This is a genomic window from Rouxiella badensis, from assembly GCF_002093665.1.
Lineage (GTDB): Bacteria > Pseudomonadota > Gammaproteobacteria > Enterobacterales > Enterobacteriaceae > Rouxiella > Rouxiella badensis.
The window spans coordinates 56,583-75,581 of record NZ_MRWE01000004.1 but is presented as its reverse complement, the minus strand read 5'-3'; the positions used below and the strand labels follow the sequence as shown (position 1 = coordinate 75,581).

At 53.7% G+C, this 18,999-nt stretch carries 18 protein-coding genes and 1 other RNA gene; 8 read left to right on the top strand and 11 right to left on the bottom strand.

Annotated elements, in window-relative coordinates; translation table 11 throughout:
* Window positions 1-27 precede the first annotated feature (27 nt).
* On the top strand, window positions 28-597 hold the full coding sequence (locus BS640_RS03690) for a YbaY family lipoprotein (RefSeq protein ID WP_026110583.1): 570 nt from the start codon (window positions 28-30) through the stop codon (window positions 595-597).
* Between the two features lie 33 nt (window positions 598-630).
* Here the strand turns inward: BS640_RS03690 and BS640_RS03685 are convergent, their stop codons facing one another.
* The gene (locus BS640_RS03685) at window positions 631-939 is read right to left on the bottom strand and encodes an MGMT family protein (protein ID WP_017492275.1); all 309 of its coding nucleotides are present in this window, start codon (window positions 937-939) and stop codon (window positions 631-633) included.
* 143 nt (window positions 940-1,082) lie between these two features.
* On the opposite strand from BS640_RS03685, the gene ffs reads away from it, so the two are divergent.
* An RNA gene (gene ffs / locus BS640_RS03680) (signal recognition particle sRNA small type) lies at window positions 1,083-1,179 on the top strand.
* 46 nt (window positions 1,180-1,225) lie between these two features.
* Here the strand turns inward: ffs and BS640_RS03675 are convergent.
* Both BS640_RS03675 and BS640_RS03670 read right to left on the bottom strand, forming a co-directional pair.
* Complete coding sequence (locus BS640_RS03675) at window positions 1,226-2,575, bottom strand: NCS2 family permease (protein ID WP_017492276.1); 1,350 nt, start codon at window positions 2,573-2,575, stop codon at window positions 1,226-1,228.
* A gap of 64 nt (window positions 2,576-2,639) precedes the next feature.
* Window positions 2,640-4,427 (bottom strand): adenine deaminase, encoded by a 1,788-nt coding sequence (locus tag BS640_RS03670; RefSeq protein ID WP_026110584.1) that lies wholly within the window; start codon window positions 4,425-4,427, stop codon window positions 2,640-2,642.
* Window positions 4,428-4,570: 143 nt separating this feature from the next.
* Between BS640_RS03670 and BS640_RS03665 the strand changes: the two genes are divergently transcribed.
* Window positions 4,571-5,497 carry a LysR family transcriptional regulator gene (locus tag BS640_RS03665; RefSeq protein WP_017492278.1) on the top strand — a complete coding sequence of 309 codons (927 nt, stop codon included), beginning with the start codon at window positions 4,571-4,573 and terminating at the stop codon, window positions 5,495-5,497.
* A gap of 178 nt (window positions 5,498-5,675) precedes the next feature.
* Here the strand turns inward: BS640_RS03665 and BS640_RS03660 are convergent, their stop codons facing one another.
* From BS640_RS03660 to BS640_RS03650, 3 genes are all read right to left on the bottom strand, one after another.
* Entirely contained in the window at window positions 5,676-5,879 is a 204-nt protein-coding gene (locus BS640_RS03660; RefSeq protein WP_026110585.1) for an HHA domain-containing protein, read from the bottom strand.
* Window positions 5,880-5,923: 44 nt separating this feature from the next.
* On the bottom strand, window positions 5,924-6,292 hold the full coding sequence (tomB, locus tag BS640_RS03655) for an Hha toxicity modulator TomB (protein WP_017492280.1): 369 nt from the start codon (window positions 6,290-6,292) through the stop codon (window positions 5,924-5,926).
* Window positions 6,293-6,492: 200 nt separating this feature from the next.
* Window positions 6,493-6,846: a hypothetical protein gene (locus tag BS640_RS03650; protein ID WP_017492281.1), complete on the bottom strand. Its 354-nt coding sequence runs from the start codon at window positions 6,844-6,846 to the stop codon at window positions 6,493-6,495.
* A 429-nt stretch (window positions 6,847-7,275) separates the two neighbouring features.
* Here BS640_RS03650 and BS640_RS03645 point away from each other — a divergent pair, with 429 nt between their 5' ends.
* The 3 genes from BS640_RS03645 to BS640_RS03635 are packed head-to-tail and all read left to right on the top strand — an operon-like array spanning window position 7,276 to window position 9,782.
* A complete protein-coding gene (locus tag BS640_RS03645) occupies window positions 7,276-8,013 on the top strand; it encodes a metal ABC transporter ATP-binding protein (protein ID WP_017492282.1) in 738 nt (245 codons plus the stop codon).
* Window positions 8,010-8,867: a metal ABC transporter permease gene (locus BS640_RS03640; RefSeq protein ID WP_017492283.1), complete on the top strand. Its 858-nt coding sequence runs from the start codon at window positions 8,010-8,012 to the stop codon at window positions 8,865-8,867. The genes BS640_RS03645 and BS640_RS03640 overlap by 4 nt, the downstream gene beginning before the upstream one ends.
* Before the next feature lie 36 nt (window positions 8,868-8,903).
* Window positions 8,904-9,782, top strand: a complete 879-nt coding sequence (locus tag BS640_RS03635; protein WP_017492284.1) for a metal ABC transporter substrate-binding protein — start codon at window positions 8,904-8,906, stop codon at window positions 9,780-9,782.
* 132 nt (window positions 9,783-9,914) lie between these two features.
* Here BS640_RS03635 and ykgO read toward each other — a convergent pair whose 3' ends face one another.
* From ykgO to BS640_RS03615, 4 genes are all read right to left on the bottom strand, one after another.
* A complete protein-coding gene (gene ykgO / locus BS640_RS03630; RefSeq protein ID WP_009639085.1) occupies window positions 9,915-10,055 on the bottom strand; it encodes a type B 50S ribosomal protein L36 in 141 nt (46 codons plus the stop codon).
* Window positions 10,056-10,075: 20 nt separating this feature from the next.
* Window positions 10,076-10,330, bottom strand: coding sequence for a type B 50S ribosomal protein L31 (locus BS640_RS03625; protein ID WP_009639086.1), 255 nt, complete (start codon window positions 10,328-10,330; stop codon window positions 10,076-10,078).
* A gap of 183 nt (window positions 10,331-10,513) precedes the next feature.
* On the bottom strand, window positions 10,514-13,663 hold the full coding sequence (gene acrB, locus BS640_RS03620) for a multidrug efflux RND transporter permease subunit AcrB (RefSeq protein ID WP_017492286.1): 3,150 nt from the start codon (window positions 13,661-13,663) through the stop codon (window positions 10,514-10,516).
* A gap of 17 nt (window positions 13,664-13,680) precedes the next feature.
* Entirely contained in the window at window positions 13,681-14,853 is a 1,173-nt protein-coding gene (locus BS640_RS03615) for an efflux RND transporter periplasmic adaptor subunit (RefSeq protein WP_017492287.1), read from the bottom strand.
* 118 nt (window positions 14,854-14,971) lie between these two features.
* Here BS640_RS03615 and BS640_RS03610 point away from each other — a divergent pair, with 118 nt between their 5' ends.
* Window positions 14,972-15,190 (top strand): hypothetical protein, encoded by a 219-nt coding sequence (locus tag BS640_RS03610; protein ID WP_225741454.1) that lies wholly within the window; start codon window positions 14,972-14,974, stop codon window positions 15,188-15,190.
* Between the two features lie 131 nt (window positions 15,191-15,321).
* On the top strand, window positions 15,322-18,714 hold the full coding sequence (gene mscK / locus BS640_RS03605; RefSeq protein ID WP_017492288.1) for a mechanosensitive channel MscK: 3,393 nt from the start codon (window positions 15,322-15,324) through the stop codon (window positions 18,712-18,714).
* Between the two features lie 12 nt (window positions 18,715-18,726).
* On the opposite strand, the gene rsmS is transcribed toward mscK, so the two are convergent.
* The gene (gene rsmS / locus BS640_RS03600; RefSeq protein WP_017492289.1) at window positions 18,727-18,900 is read right to left on the bottom strand and encodes a pleiotropic regulatory protein RsmS; all 174 of its coding nucleotides are present in this window, start codon (window positions 18,898-18,900) and stop codon (window positions 18,727-18,729) included.
* Window positions 18,901-18,999 lie beyond the last annotated feature (99 nt).

Below are 18,999 nucleotides of genomic sequence, written 5' to 3'. Positions count from 1 at the left end.
CAGATGACTATAAAGGAGTGATCAATTATGAAACTTTGGCAGATAGTAGGTGGGACCGCACTGTCTTTTGCTCTGGCAGGTTGTGCTACACATCAGCAGATGCCACCACCCGATTCACCCAATTCGACTGCTAGCCCATCAATGAGGCCAGCGATTACCGGACCGAACGTCTCCGGTGTAGTGAATATCTCTCAACGTGTCGCTCTGCCGCCTGATGCAGTATTAACCGTGACGCTGTCAGATGCGTCAATGGCGGACGCACCTTCTCGCGTCATCGCGCAGAAAGTCGCGCGTACAGAAGGCAAACAGGCGCCATTCAGCTTTATCTTGCCGTATAACCCGCAGGATATTAAACCGAATGCGCGTATCATCCTGAGTGCGGCAGTATCCGAAAACGGTCGCCTGATGTTCATTACTCAGGACATCAAAGAAGTGATTAATAACGCGATGGGTACGCGTGCGGACCTGCAGTTGGTGCCAGTCACATCGGTTCCGGTTGCGACCAAGCCAACCGGCCTTGGCCCTATGGGTAACCCATATTCCGCAGGCGCTGATGCACCGGTTCCCCCTCCGGCCTCTAGCCAGCCAGCCTATTAATCTGCTCACTTCCCCTGCATGCAGGGGAAGTTTTTAAAGCTTCCATCCGTACTTCAGTAAATCAATTTTGCCTTTCTGAAAGATAATCCCCTCGGCCAACAGTGCCTGGCGCTGTCTTTTAAAATCTTCGCCCTGAAGAGAAATCTCACCGTGACGATTGACCACCCGATACCATGGCAGAGTGCTGCCTTCCGGCAGTTTCTTGAGCACGCCGCCTACCTGTCTCGCCGCACGCGGAGAGCCTGCGAGCTTCGCGACGTCGCCGTAGGTCGTGACCTGACCTTCCGGAATGGCCGCAAGAATCTGAAACACCCGTTGGCGAAAATTGTCCACTTCTGACATGCCGATCACCTTTCTTAAAATTATTCGCCGTTGATTGTATAAGAAAACAACGGTTGTCGGCAGTTAACTTGCTTTTGTTATGGTCATCCCTGATAATGCCCACCGCTTCGCAGTACTGAAGCCGTCAACGTCAATGGGGGCCCTGTTGGTTCTCCCGCAACGCTAACTTGTTAACCAGGTCAGGTCCGGAAGGAAGCAGCCATAGCAGGTGTCGTGTGTGCCGGGATGTAGCTGGCAGGGCCTCCACCATTTCAGCCCTACCGCTTTGCTCATTCTCCCAAAATTCTCAGTGATGCGTCAGCGTCGCAAAGTAGTACACCAGCGGAATTGCCAGCACGTACAGACCGATCGGCACTTCGCGCGCCTTGCCTGCCACCACCTTAATGGCCACGTAAAACAGCAGACCCGCCGCAATCCCCGTTCCGAAACTGTTCGAAATCAGCGTCGCCATCACCATCATTAATACCGGCAGACCCTCGGTGAAATTGGCCAGATCCACCTTGCGCAGCCCGCTGAACATATTCAGGCCGATAAGGATGAGAGCCGGCGCGGTCGCCTCTTTAGGGATCATCAACGCCACCGGCGTCAACAGCAGCGTCAGCAGAAACATCAACGCCGCCGCCAATGCGGTCAGACCCGTTTTGCCTCCTGCCTCAGCGGCGGCGGCCGACTCAATTAGCGCCGTTGCCGCAGGAATGCCGAAAATAGGACCGAGCGCGGCGGCAATGGAGTCGACCACGAACGGGCGGTTGATATTGTTCATGTTGCCCTTTTCGTCGAGCAGTCCTGCCTCGCCACCCACCGCCAGCGTGGTGCCCATGGTCGAGAAAAACTCCGAAGCGAAGAAGATAAACAGGAAGGGCAGGAAGGCAATATTCAATGCTCCAAACAGGTCAATCTTGCCCAGCAAGGGGCCAACGGAGTGCGGGAGCGCTATCCATTCGCCTGGAAGATGAGTGATGCCAAAGGGAATACCGGCCAGCGTCGCCAGCAGGATAGCCCACAGAAGCGCCCCCGGCACGCGGCGCGCCTGTAGCCCAATGGCGACCATTAATCCCAGCAGCGCAATCAGCGCACCCGGTGCCGTAAAATCGCCGAGGCCAAGGGCGTGCGTTTTGGCATTGGCTATCACCAGCCCGGCATTACGAAAGCCTAGCAGCGCCACAAAGATGCCGATGGAGGCGGTCAGACCCAGCTTGATCGACTGGGGCACCGAGCGCGTCACTACCTCGCGCAGCCCGAGTACGGTGAGCACAAAGAACAGAATACCCGACCAGCAGGCTATTCCCAGGCCTATCGGCCAGCTGATACCGTCACCCGCCAGCGTGATGCCAACCAGCACCGAGCCGCCTATACCCGGCCCAACCATAAACGGCAGATTGGCATAGAAGGCCATCAGCAGGCTGCCGACGACCAGGATAATAATGGTGCCAGTGAGCGCTGCGCCTTTGTCGATCCCCCCGACAGAGAGCAAGCCGGGGATCACCACCAGAAGATAGGCAGCGGCCAGAAAACCGGTGACCCCGGCCAGACACTCGGTTTTAACCGTGGTCTGACGGTGATTAAGTTTAAAGCGCCTCTGCAACCAGCTGCCTTCGGCCTGCGGTGAGGTACTTTTAACGGAGGTGTCTGCCATGCTGTGTTCCCCTGAAAAATAAAATATTTATGATTATCAAAAGATTATTTCTGCTTTTGCGCGTTTACTCAATTTCCCACGCGGCGACCAGTGGGTTGATAATTTGCCGGGTACCGCCGTCGGTCAGCCCTAAATCGGTCAGATGTGGACCCGCGTTACAGGCCAGACAGGTCCCCTCAATCGCCTTGAAGACGCGGTAAGGCGGCTCCCAGTCGGCAATCTGTGCGCTAAGCTCTCGCAGGTTTTTAAACTGCGCCGCCAGTTCGCTGGCCGGTAAATCCGAGAGCATGCCGGCAATCGGCATCTCGACGCTGGCCAGCAGTTCGGCGTTCTGCGCCAACGCCATGCCGCCGCCGCAGGCAATCAGATGATTGGCTGCACGCACCATATCGGCCGGGTTTCGCCCAAGCACCACTAAATTATGTGAATCGTGGGAATAGGTGGTAGCAATCGCGCCGCGTAGCTCTCCCCAGCCTTCAAGCAGCGCCATCTGTGGTTTTGCCGGAGATTTGCCGTGGCGATGCTGCACCCAGATCAGACTAAATCCGGCAGGCAGTTGAGCAATGCCGTCGCGTACCTCCACCGTGGTCTCATTCCATTGAGTGAAGCGCGCACCTTTGATATGGCGTAGCGTGGCCTTGCCGTTTTTAATGCCCGGAATGCGTAGCTGGAAATCCGTGGCCTGTAGCGCGTTGAGGTGAACGGTGGCGCGAGGCGGTTGCATCGCGCTGGGTGGCGCGCTTTCTTCACGCAGCATGTGGCCTGCTTCGGCGACGCATTCTCCGTTAACAAATACGCGAGCAGGGCGGATATGCTGTAGTGAATCGAAGGTGAAGAAGTCAGCGGTTCTGCCTGCGGCAATCAGCCCCAGGTCGTCACGCTTGAGGCGCAGCGCGGCATTGAAGGACGCCATCCGCAGCACGTCTTCGGCACGCAGCCCGCAGTCGATCAATGTATTGACCAACGCAATCATCCCGCCTCTTTCCATCAGAAAATCAGGGGGCACGTCGTCGGTGCACAGGGTAATTTGCGACGACAGGTGCGGCAGAGCGTTGAGTGCGGCAACAATATCAGGCAGCAGGTAAGGGTGCGACCCACGGATTTGCAAATTAAGACCCGCGCGGAGTTTTTCCAGCGCGTCTTCGGCCGAGGTCAGTTCATGGTCAGAGCCAACGCCCGCCGCCAGATAGGCCTGTAGCGTTTTTCCCTTGAGGCCGCGGGCGTGGCCTTCAATCAGTTTGCCACTTTGCAGACCGGCCTCGAGGATTTCGAGCATCCGTTCGCTGCCGTTAATCACTCCGTGCATGTCCATCATCTCGGCGACACCTGCTACTTCCGGCCAGTCGAGCATGGTCTGCATCTCAGCCCCTCTGAAATCGGCCCCCGAGGTTTCAAGACCCGGCGTAGAAGGGACGCTTGAAGGCGCAGCGCAGATAACGCGCAGGGACAGCCCCCTGCTCGACTCGACGGCGTAACGCACACCCGCGACGCCGAGTACGTTGGCAAGCTCGTGCGGGTCCCAGTAAATCGTTGTAGTGCCTTGAGCGACCACAATCTGCGCGTAGCGGTCTGCGGAAAGGTGCGAGCTTTCGACGTGAACGTGGGTATCAATCAGGCCTGGCGAAAGATAGGCACCGGCTAAATCCAGCGTTTCAACCGCCTCAAATGCGTCACTGCATGGATGAACGCTGGCAATCATCGAGCCAGTCAGGCCAATATCGACGAGGCGGATTTCACCGGTCACCATATCCAGCAGATTGGCATTTTTTAGCAGCTTGTCGAAGGGCGTTTTTCCCATAGCGGCCTGAACCGCGCGTCGCCGCAGAGGGAGGGCTGAACTGTCTGTGGTCATGATTAACTATCGTCTTTAAAAAGGGGAATGGCTTACTGTAGGCAGGGCGGCGGGCATTTGACAGATGATTTATTTTATCACTGGATAAGATGGGGTTATGCTGGATAACACTTTATTAAGCATCATTGAATCATCGGGGCATTATGTCTGAACCCTGGCGCAGGCTCCCTGCGTTATCGCTTAAACAGATCCAGTATTTCGTGACGCTGGCCGAGCTGCGCAGCTTCACTGGCACAGCGCATCGACTGGCTATCAGTCAGCCTGCGTTGAGTAGCGCACTGCGCCAGATAGAGTCGGTATTGGGGGGCAAACTGGTGAACCGCACCGCGCAGTCGGTCACGCTGACCGAGCAGGGGTTGGCCATTCTGCCCTATGCCGAAAGAATGCTAAACATCGCGCACAACACCTTTGACGATATGCAGCAGATCATGGCGCAGGGCGGCGACGGCACGCTGCGCATCGGGCTGATTCCATCGGTCAGTACGCTGCTGTTTCCTGCGGTTCCCGAGTTGCTCGCCACGCGATTTCCGTCGATGCGCGTCGAGTTTCATGACTTGACCAACGATCGTCTGCTGATTGAGCTGGAGAAAGGGGCGATCGATTTTGGACTGGGTTCTCTCGACAGCTCGGTACCGCCGCAAATCGAATCGTATCCGCTGCTCGAAGACCCTTTTGTGGTGGTGATGCGCAAGGACGACCCGCTGGCGGATGCGCACCATCTGCCCTGGCGTCATCTTTCGCGGCGGCCAATAGCCATGTTCCAGAAAGGGAACGGTAGCCGTCTGGTTAATTCTTTAATTGAGAGCCATCGCTTAAGTTTGGATATCGCCTATCGGGTCGATTTTCAGGAAACGCTCTATGGGCTGGTGCGTTCAAGGCTGGCGTTGGCTATTCTTCCCGAATTATATACGTCGACGCTTAATGACGATGAATTAACCATTGTGCATCTACAACAGCCAGAATTAACGCGAACGGTTGCGATGTTGCGCACGCCTTCGCCATTTCGTTCGCCGCAGACTGAACAATGTTTTCAATATTTGCTGCAGGCGTTTCGTGACAGAGTGAAATAAACCCGCTGCGTTAGTGAGGGGAAATGAAGATTAAGGATGGTTTCAATAAACGGAACTCATTAGGAGGATAAATGTATTATCCCTTCGACGGTGAATCATTAATGACGGGAATGGGCAGAGTGACAGACGCGCATTGAGCCGATACGAATATCGGCTCAATGAGGTCATGAGCAAGTCGTTAGCGTACGAATTTCCAGACGGAGGTTGGGATTTTATCGTACAGCTTATTCATCGTCAGCTCGGCGAGACGGTGATCGGCCGCAGAGTAAAACAGCTCCAACTCATCATTAGAGAGTTCGTACTTATTCTTCTCAATAACACGTTCAAGTGTATCAATAGTGGTGCATTTTCTTAAACGCATCAAATAGTCGATTTTGTTCATCATGGCCTTTTCAACTGTAGCTAATTTCTTTATTAAATTATCTTTTATGTTTTCATCAGGGTACAGACATAATCCCCTGAGAACATTCTGAATAGTCGTTTCTTGGTTTTTTGCCATTGACGTAAATCAGAATCGTTTATTCCATAATTGCTGAACAAGGTGTAGGTATCGTCGAGATACTCTTCCACCAGGTCGCTGAGGTTTGTTTCATCCGGGTATTTTATTTTAAAGCTCATGACGAAAGAAGCAATATGCTCAATCAGGTCATTCAACTGCAGATTGACTGCTGAAGTTGGATCATTGACCCAGCCGTGATGGCTGTCTCCCAGGGTTGCAATTCCTTCGTCGTACAAACTTTCGTTGAGGAACCGCAGTTGCGCAATATCATGTCGCTTAGGCGAGTACTCATCCATATCATCCCCTCCGTAATGGTTATTCGGTGTGATAACACTCTGTGAGTAAACAAAATCTGTAAATAAACAACAAAATCCGTGCTAAACCAGGGACTGCTAAGTAAAAACGTTATTACCCTATTAAATTTAAACGACCATTTTCAATCTGTAATTTAAATATAATCCAATTTCTGAAACTTGCGTAAACCTATTACGGAAACTTACAATTCATTCTCTGTCGTGGCCGAATCAAAATCTATTATATCAAACTCCAATCCTTCGGGTTTAACAAGAAATGATACGGACTCTTTAGCGTCTTCCGCTGAGTTGAGATCAAGGCAACCATTGAAGATGGTCCAGTCATAAGTGTAAGTCATTGAATAAGATTGATTATTTCTGTGCTCAATGGATTTTATGACCAGCGAACCGGGTGTGTACCGAGCATTAGGGGAATAATAACCTAAACCCGCAGTTAATGCGTCTTCAATCACTTCGATATTAGATTCTATTATCTGCTTTAGTTCCGTAATGCCGGGTTTTTTTCCCTGAGTATCGCAAGGGATCAATTTTTTCATAGATGCTTTCAATTTTCATAAGAGCTATTGGCAACAAAAGCCTTCAGGATTAATTATTGCATATTTTTTAGTTAATGTGCGAAATGAGAGCAAAATAATTGCCGCGAAGAAAATTCACTAACATAATGATTTAAAAGTATTTTCATGTGTTTTTAATATTTAATTACGCTTTCCTGACGGAGGATGATGACAGCAATGTTGCAAATTGGGAGCCAGATCAATGAGCGAAGTTTACTCAACGTGTTTATGAATGATTACAACCTGCTACCTTGAAAAATCGTTCAAAATGTGGTGTTATATTATAACATCTCTAGAGCAATCCATTATGACTAAGACGCTATTTACCCTTTCTGCTTTCTCCCGCTGTGCTATTGCTTTAATTTTATTAGCAATTTTGTGGTCAGGGATCTACTGGGCCATCTCGTTACCATGATTAACATTTCAAAGCTTGAAGTGGGCTATGAACGCCGTCCGGTTGCCATGCCGTTGAGCGGACGCATCGTCGCAGGCTCATTGACGGCGGTTATCGGCGCCAACGGCGCGGGTAAGTCGACCTTCCTGAAGACCCTCGCAGGTTTGCAACCGGCCATTTCTGGTTCAATCGAATTCAGCGGCTCCTCTTCGAAAAACAAACGTCCGCAGCTGGCTTATCTCCCTCAGCAGGCCGAGCTGGACCGACAGTTCCCTATCAGCGTGTTTGACCTGGTGGCAATGGGATGCTGGCCGCAGAGTGGTCTGTTTGGTGGCATCAGCCGTGAGTCTGAGCGTCAGGTACTTGACGCGCTGCAAACCGTAGGGATGAGCGAGATGCGCAACTTTGCGGTCGGCGAGCTCTCCGGCGGTCAGCTACAAAGAACGCTGTTCGCGCGACTGCTGATTCAGCAAGCGCCGCTCATCATGCTCGATGAGCCTTTCACCGGTATCGACAGCCAGACCACCGAACTGCTTTTAAAAGTGATCCGCCAGTGGCATGAGCAGGGGAAAACGGTGATCGCCGTTCTGCACGACATCGCCATGGTGGCGCGTCATTTTCCTCAGGTCCTGTTCCTGAGCCAACAGCAAAATATTTGGGGAACGGCCGACGAAGTTCTGTGCCATTTTCCCCATCGCGATCATGCCTGCATCCTGGCCGACGAGTTCAGCGAGCAGCGGAGAGTCATCTCATGATGTTGTTCCACCTGTTAGTCGACCCCTTTGTTCAATTTGGATTTATGCGCCGTGCGCTGATTGCCTGCCTCGCGTTGTCCATTAGCGCGACGCCGCTGGGCGTTTTCCTGCTGTTACGCCGCATGAGTCTGGTCGGCGACGCACTCAGCCACGCGGTGCTGCCCGGTGCCGCTATTGGCTATCTGATTTCCGGTATGTCGCTGGTGGCAATGGGCGTCGGCGGCTTTATTGCCGGTCTGGCGGTCGCCATGCTTTCCGGCGTCGTCAGCCGCCGCACCCAGCTTAAAGAAGACGCCAGCTTTGCCGGCTTCTATCTTGGTTCTCTGGCGCTCGGCGTCACGCTGGTTTCCCTTAAAGGTTCCAGCGTAGACCTGCTCCACGTGCTATTTGGCTCAATACTCGCCATCGATTCTCACGCCCTGCTGATGGTCGGTTCTATCAGCAGCGTGTCGATGATCATCCTCGCCTGCATTTATCGTGCGCTGGTAATTGAGTCCTTTGATGCGCTATTCCTACGCGTCAGTTCGGGCAAGTGGCTGGCGGTTATCCAAGGTATATTTTTGGCCTTGGTGGTGGTGAATCTGGTCGCCGGTTTCCAAATTCTCGGAACCCTGATGTCGGTAGGCCTGATGATGCTTCCCGCCGCCAGTGCCCGTTTCTGGGGGCGTGATTTACCGCACACCCTGCTGATCGCCATGCTGATTGGCATGCTGTCGAGCGTTATCGGGCTCATCTGGTCCTACTACGCCTCGCTGCCTGCTGGCCCAGCCATCGTGCTCAGCGCCAACGTCATTTTCTTTATCTCGGTTCTGTTTGGAACGCGCGGCGGGATGTTGACTGCCTCGCGACGTTAGTCGTGAAAATAAAGAAGTACTTATAAAGGAGTGGAAATGAAACTTTTACCTGTTGCTCTGTCAGTAGCTGCCCTGCTGTCGAGCCCACTGGCGATGGCCAAGACGGTTAATGCCGTCGCCAGTTTCTCAATCCTTGGGGATATCGTGAAGGAAGTGGGTGGAGACCACGTTAAGGTCACCAGCCTGGTCGGCCCAAACGGCGATCCGCACAGCTTTGAACCTGCGCCGAGAGACAGCAAGTCGCTGGCCGCGTCTGACGTCGTCTTTGTCAGTGGATTGGGCATGGAAGGCTGGATGGATCGCCTGATCACTGCCTCCGGCTATCACGGCAAGGTCGTTGTCGCCTCGCAGGGCGTAGACTCGCGCCAGATGGACGAAGAGGGCAAGACAGTGACCGATCCGCACGCCTGGAACAGCATGGCGAACGGCGTCATTTATGCCACTAACGTGATGAACGCGCTGATTGCCGCCGACCCTGAAGACGCCGACTACTATCGCCAGCACGGCGGTGCGTACATCGAGCAGCTCAAGAAGCTGGATGCCTGGGCCAAGCAAGAGTTCAGCGGTATTCCGGTCGCGAAACGTAAGGTGCTCACCAGTCACGATGCCTTTGGTTATTTCGGCAAAGAGTACAACGTGACCTTCCTGGCACCGGTCGGCTTCTCGACGGAGTCGGAAGCTAGCGCCAGCGGCGTTGCCTCACTTATCAAGCAGATTAAAGACGAGAAGGTGAAAACCTACTTCATCGAGAATCAGACCGATCCGCGTCTGGTGAAACAGATTGCTGCGGCCACGGGTGCACAGCCTGGCGGCGAGCTTTATCCTGAATCACTTTCTGGCCCGCAAGGCCCGGCAACAACCTATGAGAAAGCCTTCACCCACAACGTGGAAGCGATTGTAGGCAGCATGAAATAAATCCGTTACCTCCCCGCTGGCAATGGCCAACGGGGAGGTAATTCTCCCCTTCTTTATGACGTAACAAAGCCCCGTCGGGCAAGCGACGGGGCTTTTTTTATGGCTGGCTAAGCTTTCATTCCACGCTGAGGATCAGCGTTTCTTCTTCCCGCCCTGTACGGCTTTAAAACGCGGGTTACTTTTACAAATCACGTACAGTCTGCCCTTGCGTTTCACGATGCGGCAGTCAGGGTGCCTGTTTTTTGCTGATTTTAACGAACTCAATACCTGCATTTATCCCTCCAAAAACAAACTTATTTTTTTCCGAGGAAGCTGCCGAAACGCTGCTGGAAGCGCGCGGTGCTGCCTTCTTTCGAGAACTCTTTCTGCTTGCCGGTGTAATACGGATGGGAAGCAGAGGAGATGTCCAGCGTCACGTACGGGAAGGTTTTGCCCTCCAGTTCAATGGTGCGGTCGGTCTTTATGGTGGAGCCGACGTGGAAATACTCATCAACGCTGGTGTCATGAAAAACCACGGTGCGATAAGCAGGATGAATGTTCTCTCTCATAATAAATCCTAAAATGTAATGTTATACTATAACAATTATTATGCGCGTATTAACCCGTCGCTTCAAGCCTCATTTTTAAGTTTTTTTATCGGAGTAGGGGGCAACCTGCTAACCGGGCAGGGAATTCAGGCCATAAAAAAGGCCGCTTACGCGGCCTTTGCAGGACTAACTTGTCAGTCTTGATTAATGATGTGGGGTCTCAACCTTAGGGTTGTGCTCCATATCTTCATTCTTCTTACCAAAGCGGCGGCGAACCACCACGAAGAACACTGGCACGAAGAAGATAGCCAGCAGCGTCGCGGTAATCATCCCGCCCATTACGCCGGTACCGACCGCGTTCTGTGCGCCAGAACCCGCGCCGGTGCTGATAACCAGCGGCATAACGCCGAGGATAAAGGCTAGCGAGGTCATGAGGATAGGGCGCAGACGCATACGTACCGCCTCTAGCGTCGCCTCAATCAGTCCTTTACCTTCTTTATCCATCAGGTCCTTGGCGAACTCGACAATCAAAATGGCGTTCTTCGCCGACAGCCCGATGGTCGTTAATAGCCCGACCTGGAAGTAAACGTCGTTGCTCAGACCGCGTATCGACGCGGCAATCAGCGCACCCACGACCCCAAGCGGCACCACCAGCATGACCGAGAACGGAATCGACCAGCTCTCATACAGCGCGGCCAGACAAAGGAATACCACGATCAGCGAGATGGCGTACAGCGACGGCGCCTGGTTGCCTGAGAGACGTTCCTGATACGACATACCGGTCCAGTCATAGCCGATGCCGGTTGGCAGTTTGGACGCCAGAGACTCCATCATTGCCATCGCTTCACCGCTACTCTTGCCCGGAACAGGCTGGCCCAGAATTTCCATCGAAGGCAGGCCGTTATAGCGCTCAAGACGCGGTGAACCGTATTCCCATTTGGCGGTTGAAAAGGCCGAGAAGGGCACCATCTGACCCGAACTGCCGCGAACGTACCAGTTCTGGATGTCTTTAGGCAGCATGCGGAACTTGGCATCACCCTGAACATAAACCTTCTTCACGCGGCCACGGTCAACGAAGTCATTGACATAGCTGCCGCCCAGAGAGGCCCCGAGGGTGGTGTTAATGTCCGAGAGGGACACGCCCAGCGCCACGGCTTTTTCCTGGTCGATTTCCAGCTTGTACTGCGGCGTATCTTCCAGTCCGTTAGGACGCACACCGGCCAGCAAATCAGGATGCTGTGCCACCATGCCCAACAGCTGGTTACGCGCCTGCGTCAGCTTGTCGTGGCCGAGGTTGGCCTGGTCAATCAGCTCGAAGTCAAAGCCGGTCGCCGTACCCAGTTCAACGATCGCGGGCAGGTTGAAGGCAAAGACCATCGCATCTTTGATTTTGCTGAACTCGCCCATTGCGCGACCGGTAATGGCGGCAACCTTGTTCTCTTCACCGCTGCGCTGCGACCAGTCTTTTAAGCTCACGAACGCGATACCGGTGTTCTGGCCGCGACCCGCAAAGCCGAAGCCGTTAACGGTAAACACCGAGTTCACGTTGGCTTTTTCTTTGGTCAGGTAGTAATGAGTGACCTCATCCAGCACTTTCTGAGTACGTTCCTGCGTTGCACCGGCCGGCAGCTGCGCCATGGTCAGGAACACGCCCTGATCTTCTTCCGGCAGGAAGGAGGTTGGCAGGCGAACAAACAGGAACGCCATGCCCACGACGATCAGCAGATAAATGACCAGATAACGCCCCGTACTGCGCAGGATGTTGCCTATGCTGTCGGTGTAGTGGTGCGTGCTCTGCTCAAACTTCTTGTTGAACCAGCCGAAGAAGCCTTTGGTTTTGCCGTGGTCGCCCTTGGCAATCGGTTTGAGCATGGTGGCGCAAAGCGCCGGAGTCAGAATCAAGGCAACCAGCACCGACAGCACCATCGCGGAAACGATAGTAATCGAGAACTGGCGGTAGATAACCCCGGTCGACCCGCCGAAGAATGCCATCGGAATAAAGACCGCCGAGAGCACCATCGCGATGCCGACCAACGCGCCCTGAATCTGGCCCATCGATTTGCGCGTCGCCTCTTTCGGCGGCAACCCCTCTTCGGCCATGACGCGTTCGACGTTCTCGACCACCACGATGGCGTCATCCACCAACAGGCCGATGGCAAGTACCATCCCGAACATTGTCAGAGTGTTTATCGAGTAACCGAAGGCGGCGATAATGGCAAAGGTGCCGAGCAAGACCACCGGTACCGCTATCGTCGGGATGAGCGTAGCGCGGAAGTTTTGCAGGAACAGATACATTACCAGGAACACCAGCACGATGGCCTCAACCAGCGTTTTCACCACTTCCTGAATCGAGATTTTGACGAAAGGCGTGGTGTCATACGGATAGACCACCTTCAGTCCGTTCGGGAAGAACGGCTGCAGCTTGGCCAGCTCCGCTTTTACGGCGGTCGAGGTGTCGAGGGCGTTGGCGTTGGTCGCCAGTTTAATCCCCAGACCTGCGGCAGGCTGTCCGTTAAAGCGGGCAATCACGTCGTAGCTTTCGCCACCGAGCTTGATGTCCGCCACGTCGCGCAGGCGAACCTGCGAGCCGTCTGGATTAACCTTCAGCAGAATCTTGCCGAATTCGTCGGCCGATTTAAGGCGGGTTTGCGCCACAATAGACGAGTTGAGCTGCTGGCCCGGTACCGGAGGCGTTCCGCCCAGCTGACCTGCGGCCACCTGGTTGTTCTGCACGGTAATCGCGCTGATAACGTCAACCGGCGTCAGCTGATAGTTATTTAGCTTGTTCGGGTCCATCCAGATACGCATCGCATACTGCGCACCAAACAGCTGCACATCCCCTACACCCGATACGCGGCTGATAGGATCCTTGACGTTTGATGCCACATAGTCGGCGATATCCTCCTGGGTCATGCTGCCATCAGAAACAAAGCCTGCCACCATCAGGAAGCTGCTGCTCGATTTCTGAACGCTTATCCCCTGCTGCTGAACTTCTTGCGGCAGCAAAGGCATCGCCAGCTGCAGTTTGTTCTGCACCTGAACCTGTGCGATGTCTGCGTCGGAACCTGAAGCAAAGGTCAGCGTTATCTGAACCGCACCAGAGGAGTCACTGGTAGATGACATATACATCAGGTTATCGATACCGTTCATGTTCTGTTCGATAACCTGGGTGACAGTATCCTGCACCGTTTGTGCGTCGGCACCAGGATAGGTCGCCGTCAGCTCAATGGCCGGCGGCGCTACGGTCGGATATTGTGCGATAGGAAGTTTGAGGATCGAAAGTCCCCCCGCCAGCATAATAATGATGGCGATAACCCACGCAAATATCGGGCGATCAATAAAGAAATTAGCCATGAATTACCGGCTCCTTTTTAAGACTTCGTCGCTTCATCTGCGGGGGCGTTCTGGTCAACTTCCTGTGCTGTCACCTGAACACCGGGTCTGATTTTTTGCAGGCCGGTCACGATGATTTTATCGCCCGGCTTGAGGCCATCCGTGACGACCCATTTGTCGCCAATAGCCTGAGTCGTCGTCACCGTACGAAGTTCCACTTTATTATCGGCACCGACAACCATCGCGGTTGCATCGCCGCGCGGGTTACGGGTGATCCCCTGTTGAGGCACCAGCAGGGCATTGTTGTTGACACCTTCGTCGAGACGGGCGCGCACAAACATACCCGGCAGCAGGAAGTCCTGCGTATTCGGGAATACCGCACGTAAAGTGATAGACCCCGTCGTTTCATCAACCGTAACATCGGAGAATTCCAATGTGCCAGGTTGTTGATATTCTTTACCGTTATCCAGAATCAGCGTCACTTTCGCTTTGCCGTTCTCCTGTTTGAGCGTACCGTCGGCCAGCTCCTGCTTCAGGCGCAGGAAATCATTGCTGGACTGGGTCACGTCAACGTAGATAGGGTCAAGTTGCTGAACCGTCGCCAGCGCGTCGGTCTGGCTGCTGGTCACCAGCGCACCCTCCGTCACTGAGGATTTACCGATACGGCCGCTGATTGGGGCAATGACCTTGGTGTAGGCGAGATTGATACGCGCCGTTTCAACCTCTGCCTTGGCCGCTACGACCGAAGCATCGGCCTGGAGTGCGGTGGAATTAGCAGTATCATAATCTTGTTTACTGATGTAGTTGGTGCCCAACAGCGGCTTGTAGCGGTTGACCGTCACGTGGGCAATCTGCGCACTGGCCTGTGCCTTCGCCAAATCACCCTTGGCGCTGTCGTACGTGGCCTGATAAGGCGCAGGATCAATCTGGTAGAGCGAGGTACCGGCCTTGACTTCACTGCCTTCCACAAAGTTACGTTTCAGGATAATGCCGCTGACCTGAGGACGTACCTCGGCAATACGGTAGGCCGAGGTGCGTCCCGGAAGCTCAGTTGTTACATTTAGCGGGGCGGCTTTCAACGTGACGACACCCACTTCGGGGGCTTTAGCGGCTCCCTGCTCGGTTTTTTTATCGTTACATCCTGTAAGAGCTAATCCACCGGTTAGCATAAGAACGACCGCCAGAGGCGTTAACCCTCTGTTTTTGTTCATAAATAAACCTCAAGTGTCCGATTTTAAAATTAACTTCGTTGCGTGCGGCGCTGTGACATCCCGCAGCTGCGTTTTTAGTATGTGCTGACTACGATTACCGATTTTGCACCCATGGAGGGTGAAAATCCTATTTCACAAATGTGAATTTGTTGGGGAGATGTGCTCCGTCCATGACGCACGCCGGGCGCCGACAGTCCGTTGCGCCTACATGACTGAAATGATGGAGAGTTGGCTTTTTATGCCAGAAAGTAACGACCTCCACAACCAGGTAAGTCAATTTATTGATACTTATATCGAGATGTTGAGGTTATGTCCAAGATTGATTAAAGGTAATTAAGTGTGTCAAGTGGCTGTAAGTAGAGTTTAGTAAAGTTTTACAAGTTTGATGCTGCCTGAGCACCTTCACTGCATACGCTGTAGAAGGGGGCCGTGTTAATATTGCGCATCTTTATTTGAATTAAGTTAACTATGTTTAGCCTATCCGCTGACTTTCGCTACCGCCACGCCGACTTTTTGCGTTTGGCCTCTTCAGGATTAATTTCTTTCCTGTTGATTGCATTGGTTTTTTGCGCCGCTATGCTGGCTGCTCCTCGTGCGTTAGCGGCGGGAACGGCGGATATCCCCCTGCGCGGTGAAGTGCAGAATCAACTTGATGCGCTGAGCCGCCAGAAAACGCTAACGCCGGTTGAAAAACTGACGCAGCAGGATCTCTATCGCACGATGGAACTGCTCGACGCGCTGGATCGCGTCAAACAGCAGCAAAATCAGCTCAGACAGCAGTTGGATGATGCGCCTGAAAAACTGCGCATCGCCACCGACGGCCTCGCCAAGTTGCAAAATCAGAGCAACCCGGCGGCGGATAAAACGGCGCTGCTGGCGATGTCGTTGCATCAGTTGGAAAGCACGCTCGGCGATACGCTCAACGATTTGCAGTCTTCGCAGAATGACCTCTCAACCTACAATACTCAGCTGATTTCTTTGCAGACCCAGCCTGAACGGGCGCAGAGTGCGATGTACAGCTACTCGCAAAGCCTGGAACAGGTGCGAAACGAGCTTAACGGCATGGCGCCGAATCAGCAGGATCTGCGGCCAACGCAGCAGGCGATGTTGGTCACCGAGCAGGCGCTGCTTAATGCCGAGGTGGATTTCCAGCGCAACAGCCTGGAGGCCAACACCACCTTGCAGGACCTCTACCAGAAGCAGCGCGACTATACCAATGCCCATATTTCACAGCTCGAAGCCTACACTCAAACGCTGCAAGAAGTGGTCAACGGTAAACGTCTGACGCTGTCCGAGCGTACGGCGAAAGAAGCTCAGACGCCGGAAAGCACCACCGATCTGCAAAAAGATCCGTTGGTGAGTCAGGAACTGGACATCAATCGCCATCTGAGCCAACGCCTGATAGCCTCTACCGAGGATGGCAACAAGCTGTTGCAACAGAACATCACCATCAAGAACTGGCTGGAACGTTCGTCGCAGTCGGAACACGATCTGAGTGAAGAAATCAGCGTCTTGAAGGGGAGTTTGCTGCTCTCGCGTATCCTTTATCAGCAGCAGCAAAATGCGCAGCCGACGGCCAATCTGATGACCGACACCCAGACGCAAATCGCCGATCTGCGCCTGGAGCAGTTCAATATCAACGAGCAGCGCGACGCGCTTTTCCAGGGTGATGACTATATTCAGAATCTGGTAAAAGGCAGCAAAGAAAAGATTAATGACGACATTAGCGATGCGCTTGAGCAAATCGTTGACGTGCGCCGCGACCTGCTGGACCAGCTCAACAAACAGCTTGGCAACGAGCTGGCGCTGGCGATCAATTTGCAAATCAACCAGCAGCAGCTGTTGAGCGTAAACCAGACCCTCAACGACACGCTGACCCAGCAAATCTTTTGGGTCAGCAGCAACAAGCCGATTGACTGGCAGTTTATTAAATCGCTGCCCGAAGACGTCAAAAATCAGATTAACAGTCTGAGTTTCAAGCTGCCGGTTGACGAGCTGAAGCAGGGCGCGCTGCGCTCGTTGCCGGTGACCGTGCCGATGCTGATAGCTGTCGTCATTCTTCTGTGGCGTCAGAAGGCTATCAAAGCGCGTATCGATAAACTGAGCAGCGACGTCGGCCAATTGAAGCGTGATTCCCAACTGCATACGCCTCAGGCGCTGCTCCTTCTCGTTCTCAGAGTGATGCCGGGCATGCTGCTGACGCTCGGCGTTGGCTATTGGCTGTCCGTTTGTGATATCGAGTTTAATAACTTTTTATGGACGCTGGCACAGCGCATCGCCGTGTTCCAGCTGGTGATGGGATTCTGTTACCGACTGCTGGGGCCGCGCGGGGTCAGTGAGCGCCACTTTAATATGGAAGCGGCCACCTGCGCGCATTACCGACGCTCAATCCTGCGTCTGTCACTCACCATGCTGCCGCTGATTTTCTGGACTGTTCGCGGTGAGAAGATCCCGCTGGGGCTGGTGGACGATACTATCGGTCAGGTGATTATTTTACTGACGCTGGCGACGCTGACAGTTCTGCTTTTTCCGATGTTCAGGGACGGCTGGCGCGAGAAAAATGCGCACAGCGTGCATCTGGTTATCGTCACCGCCATTGCATTGGCTCCGGTCTTCCTGATGGGACTGATGTTCACCGGCTACTTCTATACTACCTTGCGTCTCGCCAGCCGCTGGCTAGAAAGCCTCTATCTGCTGATAATCTGGAATATCACCGGCAGGATAGCGCTGCGCGGGCTGAGCGTGGCGGCAAGGCGTCTGGCCTATCGTCGTGCGCTGGCGCGTCGTCAGAACACCAATGTCAAAGAGGGTGCCGAAGGGGAGACCATCGAGGAAACCGTGCTCGGTCTGGACCAGATTAACCAGCAGACGCTGCGTCTGATCACCATGGCGCTGTTCATCGTCTTTGCCGCCGTGCTGTATTGGGTGTGGTCAGATTTGCTGACGGTTATCTCTTATCTCGACAGCATTTCGCTGTGGCACTACTCCGGTAATATCGGCGGCAAGGTGGTACAGCAGACGGTGACGCTGGGCAATTTCCTGTTGGCCTTTATCGAGATAATCATTGCCTATGTCCTGACGCGAAACCTGCCGGGCCTGCTCGAGGTGCTGGTGCTGTCGAGGCTGCATCTGCGGCAGGGGACCTCCTACGCGATTACCACCATTCTGACCTATACCATTACGGTTATCGGTGCGGCGGTGGCGCTGAGTGCGCTCGGCGTGTCGTGGGACAAACTCCAGTGGCTGGTGGCCGCGCTGTCGGTTGGACTGGGCTTTGGTTTGCAGGAAATCTTTGCCAACTTTGTTTCGGGCCTGATTATTCTGTTCGAACGCCCGATTCGCATCGGCGATACGGTCACTATCGGGACCTATTCTGGGACGGTCAGCAAGATTCGTATTCGTGCGACCACCATTACCGACTTTGACCGTAAAGAGGTGATCATCCCTAACAAGGCCTTCGTGACCGAGCGTCTTATCAACTGGTCGCTGTCGGACACCGTCACCCGCGTAGTTATTAAAGTTGGCGTAGCCTATGGGTCTGATTTAGATAAGGTTAAGGAGATTTTACTGCAGGCGGCGCATGAAAATGCCAAGGTGATGAGCGATCCTTCGCCGTCGGTGTACTTCCTTAACTTCGGGGCCAGCACGCTGGACCACGAGCTCAGGGTATACGTTCGCGAGCTGCGCGACAGGAGTTCGACCGTCGATGAGCTGAACCGCAGCGTAGACCAGCTGTGCCGCGATAACGATATCAATATTGCTTTCAATCAGTTGGAAGTGTATCTGCACGACAAAGGCGGCAACGAAGTTCAGGAAGTGAAACGCCCATTCACGCCGCCGGACGAGGCGACCCTCGTCTGATTCATACCGTCGTTATCGGTAGCTTATGGACAAGCTGCCGGTCGGATTCTTGAGTTTTTCCTGATAGTCCTTTTTGACAATCTCCAGTGCCGCCAACGCCACTTCAGGGGCGATTTCGTTACACTCCAGCAGGTAGATCAGATCTACGGCTAGTTGCAGTTCGGGAGGGGCGTTTTCAATGGACATAGGCGTTCCAGTCATCTTGGTAGTGGGCATCTGTTTTATCAGTCGTTAACAGGCTGACTAACGACGGGTAATCGAATTTCCAGTATAGAGATTTTGTCT